This is a genomic window from Ramlibacter sp. (genome assembly GCF_035706265.1).
GTDB lineage: Bacteria > Pseudomonadota > Gammaproteobacteria > Burkholderiales > Burkholderiaceae_C > Ramlibacter.
Genome location: NZ_DASSVG010000523.1, coordinates 1 through 4,342 on the forward strand (window position 1 = coordinate 1; position 4,342 = coordinate 4,342).

General features: G+C 68.1%; 5 protein-coding genes. 1 reads left to right on the forward strand and 4 read right to left on the reverse strand.

All coding sequences use genetic code 11. The annotated features are described in order from the left end of the window. The 4 genes from VFM98_RS18715 to VFM98_RS18730 form a co-directional block, all read right to left on the reverse strand. The coding region (locus VFM98_RS18715; protein WP_325111407.1) for an EI24 domain-containing protein at window positions 1–481 on the reverse strand (481 nt) is incomplete at its 3' end. A 94-nt stretch (window positions 482–575) separates the two neighbouring features. Further along, entirely contained in the window at window positions 576–1,562 is a 987-nt protein-coding gene (locus VFM98_RS18720; protein WP_325111408.1) for a sterol desaturase family protein, read from the reverse strand. A gap of 4 nt (window positions 1,563–1,566) precedes the next feature. Beyond that, window positions 1,567–2,427, reverse strand: a complete 861-nt coding sequence (locus VFM98_RS18725; protein WP_414709045.1) for a polysaccharide deacetylase family protein — start codon at window positions 2,425–2,427, stop codon at window positions 1,567–1,569. Continuing rightward, complete coding sequence (locus tag VFM98_RS18730; protein ID WP_414709046.1) at window positions 2,397–3,377, reverse strand: YncE family protein; 981 nt, start codon at window positions 3,375–3,377, stop codon at window positions 2,397–2,399. Before VFM98_RS18730 ends, VFM98_RS18725 begins: the two co-directional genes overlap by 31 nt. 151 nt (window positions 3,378–3,528) lie before the next feature. Here VFM98_RS18730 and VFM98_RS18735 point away from each other — a divergent pair. After that, window positions 3,529–4,342, forward strand: an 814-nt coding sequence (locus VFM98_RS18735; RefSeq protein ID WP_325111410.1) for a UDP-glucuronic acid decarboxylase family protein, incomplete at its 3' end; no start/stop codon positions are given.

Here is a 4,342-nt window from a genome sequence, read left to right on the forward strand (position 1 = left end):
TCAGAACCAACGGCGGGATGAACCACAGCGGCAGCGACACCACCAGTGCGATCACCGCCAGCACCATCGAGCCGAAGGCCCAGAGCGCACCGCGCGTGAAGGAGGCGCCGTGCTTGCGTTCCAGCGCCGGGAAGCGCCGCCGGGCCACCAGGTTGACCACGGCGGGCATCATCATCACCGCCACCAGGAACAGCACCACGACCACCAGCACCGGCGTCACGGCGAAGATCACCAGCAGCGGCGCCAGCGCGTTCTTCAGCCCCGGCAGGCCGGCCTCCTGCAGCCAGCGTGACAGGCTTTCCATCCAGGCGGTGGATTCGAGCCAGGCGAAGACGGTGCCGACAGCCGTATCCCAGTAGAAGTAGCCGAGGCCCAGGGCGACCGCCACCATCAGCACGAGGGGCAGCAGCGAGAGGAAGATGATGCGGGGATGCAGGCAGTAGAAGACGGCCCGCCAGAAGGAATCCAGGAACAGGGACATGGTCCGAGTGTAGGGATTTCTCCCTCCCCCTCCGGGGGAGGGCCGGGGTGGGGGCGCTCCCCGCGCCGCCGCGGCCTCTCGACGGAGGTCGCAATCAGGCGCGGCCCACCAGCCTTAGCAAGCCCAGCTTCTGCTGCTCCCAGAAGCCGCGGCCGTACTCGCGCCCCGACTCCACCTGGTCGCGGACGCCGGTCGGGTCGAAGCGGATCTCGAAGTTGGCCGTGCCGAACAGCATGTCCCACCAGGGCAGCAGCACGCCGAAGTTGTGCCCGCCGAGCGCCGGGCTCTGGCCGTAGACCAGGGGCTCGCCGTTCCCGGCATCGGTTTCGTGGCCCAGGCCGATCGCGTGGTGCACCCGGTGGAAGCGCGGGCTGACCCACAGGCGCTCGCCCAGCCGGCCGAAGTGCAGCCGCACGTTGGCATGCTGCAGGCTTTCGCTCAACTGGGTGATCGCGACCAGGCCGATGAACTGGCCCGGACCGACGCCGATCAACTGGCCCAGCACCACGATCAGGCTGTCGCGGATCAGGTCATCGAGCAGGTGGTTGCGGTTGTCGCTCCACATCGTCATCGAGCGCTGCGCGTGGTGCAGCGAGTGCAGGCTCCACCACCAGTTGAAGCGGTGCTGGCCGCGGTGGATCCAGTAGTCGAAGAAGTCGAACACCACCAGGTAGAGCGCGAAGCTGAGCAGGGGATGCTCCGCCACGCCGGCGACCAGCTGGTCGATGTGCACGGTGCCGAGGCCCATCACGCGCAGCCATCCGAACATCTGGTCGAACAGCGGCTCCACGCTGAGGAACAACGCCACCCGGAAGATGCCGAGCCGGTGCAGCAGCGTGTAGAGCACGTCGGTGCGGATTTCCGTCGGGTCCAGGTTGGGATCCACCGGCCGCCAGCGCTGCAGCGGCCCGATGAGGGCGAGCATCACCCCGATCTGCGCCACGCCGACCACCAGCCAGCCGGTGGCGACGAAGGCGTCCTCCAGCATGCCGCCGAAGCCGAAGGAATACAGGATCGGCTGCACGGCCGACTCGAACAGCCACTGTTGCGCGAGCTCGAACAAGTTCTGGATCCACTGCATGGCTTTACTTCGCGTGCGCCACCCATTCGCGATACGCCGGATGATCGCGCAAGGTGGCGAAGCAGAATCCCCTCTTTTTCAATCCGGCGATCAGGGGCTCCAGCACGGCCGGCGCCCACGGATCCTTGCGGGACCAGATCCCCAGGTGAGCCATGAGGATGTCGCCACTGCGCACGTCGCGCAAGGCCTTTTGGAGGAGTTGCTGGTTGCTGACGGTCTCGCTGGGCAATTCGTCACCGAGGAAGCCCGCCGCGGCCCAGCCGACATGCAGGAAACCGCATTCCTTGGCCGTGGCAAGCAGGCGGGGCGACACCTTCCCACCGGGCGCGCGGTAGAGGGGCAGCGGCTGTTTGCCCGTGACTTCCTGCAGCCGGTGCGCCGCGCGCGCGATCTCCGCGCAATATTGCGCGCCCGTCCAGGTCGCTTCCTTGCCGGCCGCCGGCCCGGCGGAAGGCCGCACCCGGAACCTGGCAGGCTGCCCCGGGAGGTCGGCCCGCCAGTAGACATGGTCGAAGGTGTGGGAGGCGAATTCGTGCCCCTCGGCCGCCCGGGCCTTCCACCAGGGGGCCCAGTAGCTCCCGAGACTGCCGTCGCCCTGCATGGTCTTCTCGTTGGCGGCGAAGAAGGTGACCTTCACCTGCTGCCGGTTCAACACTTGCGCCACGAGCTCGGCCACGCCCATGTGGCCGGTGTCCAGCGTCAGGTAGACCGGCTTGTCGCAGGGCTGGGCGAATGCGGCCGGCGCCACCAGCGCCAACGCCAAGAGCCACCGGCGGCCCACTCCCTCTCCCCTCTGGGGAGAGGGCCGGGGTGAGGGGCGCTCCCCCACCATGCTCAGAACCTCGGCGTGTGATCGATCGTCCACACCCCGTGCGGCGACCTGCCCACGCTCACCTCCCGCGCAAGCTGCCCGGTCTTGGTGTCGATCACGATCAGCTTCCGGGCCCAGCGCGCGGTGGCCAGCAGGTAGCGCCCGCCGGCCAGCACCTCCATGCAGTCCGGCCCGCCCGGCGCCGGGTACGACTCCACCACCTTGAAGGTCTCGAGGTCGATCTTGCTGATGGTGTTGGCGACCCGGTTGCTCACGAACACGTGTTGGCCGTCGCCGGCGGCGCGGAAGGCGTGGGCGCCGGCCCCCGTACGGATGAACCCGACGGACCGCGGCACCCGGATGTAGCTCACGTCGAAGATCTGCACCTTGTCGCTGCCGGTCAGGCCCACCAGCACCTTGCGGCCGTCGGGCGTGCCGAACACGTCCGCCGGCATCGGGCCGGTGCGCACGCGCCAGCGGATGCGCTGCTGCTCCAGGTCGATGGCCACCAGTTCGTCGCTGTCCTGCATCGTCACGTAGGCCACCGTGCTCTTGCTGTCGATGAAGATGTGGCTGGGCGTCTTGCCGCTGGGGATGCGCTTGACCAGCGACAGCTCCTTGCCGTCCCAGCGGTACAGGTCGACGTGCTGCAGCCGGTTGCCGGCCGTGACCAGCCACTTCATGTCCGGCGAGAAGCGCAGCTGGTAGGGATCGACGATGCCGCGCACCGTCTTCTGGATGGTGGCGGTGCGCGGATCCACGAAGGTGAGCGAGTCGGCCAGCGCGTTGGCGACGATGATCGAGCTCTCGTCCGGCGTCATGTACAGGTGGTGCGGCTCCTTGCCGGTGGGCAGGCGCTTGACCTCCTTCCAGCTCACGGGGTCGATCACGCTGATGTCGGCGTCGAGCGAGTTGAGGACGAAAATCGGCGCGGGCTGGCCCGGTGCCAGGCCGGGGAACACCAGCAGCAGGGCGCAGAGCCAGGCGCGGCGGACGAAAGACAGGTTCACTGCTCGGCGATTCAAAAGGATGGCCCCCACAACGCACCGGCATGCCGGTGGACGGGACCGCCATTTTGCGTGATCCACCGGCGGCCGCGGGTGGGACTTGCCCGGCATGCCAGAATGCCTCCCGCAAAACGAGGAAGGGATCGCAGTGAGCACTCCAGACAGCGGCGCCGCCGCAACGGCAGGACTACGGCGTTACAGCGAGCGCCGTCAGATCCTGGTGACGGGGGGCGCCGGCTTCCTGGGCTCGCACCTGATCGACCGGCTGCTTGCACGCGGCGACGAGGTGGTCTGCGCCGACAACCTGTTCACCGGCACCCGGCGCAACATCGAGCACCTGCTGGCGAACCCGCGCTTCGAGTTCCTGCGCCACGACGTCACCTTCCCCCTGTACATCGAGGTCGACGAGATCTACAACCTGGCCTGCCCCGCCAGCCCGATCCACTACCAGCACGACCCGGTGCAGACGACCAAGACCAGCGTGCACGGCGCCATCAACATGCTGGGGCTGGCCAAGCGGCTGCGCGCGCGCATCGTCCAGGCCTCGACCTCCGAGGTCTACGGCGACCCGAGCCAGCACCCGCAGACGGAAGCCTATTGGGGCAACGTCAACCCGATCGGGCCGCGCAGCTGCTACGACGAGGGCAAGCGCTGCGCCGAGACGCTCTGCTTCGACTACCACCGCCAGCACGGCCTCGACATCAAGGTGGCGCGCATCTTCAACACCTACGGCCCGCGCATGCAGCCCAATGACGGCCGCGTGGTGTCGTCCTTCATCGTCCAGGCGCTCAAGGGCGAGCCGATCACCGTGTTCGGCGACGGCGGCCAGACCCGCTCGTTCTGCTACGTCGACGACCTGATCGACGGCCTGATCCGCCTGATGGACACCGGCGACGGCGTGTTCGGCCCGATCAACGTCGGCAATCCGGAGGAGTTCACCATCCGGCAACTGGCCGAGCAGG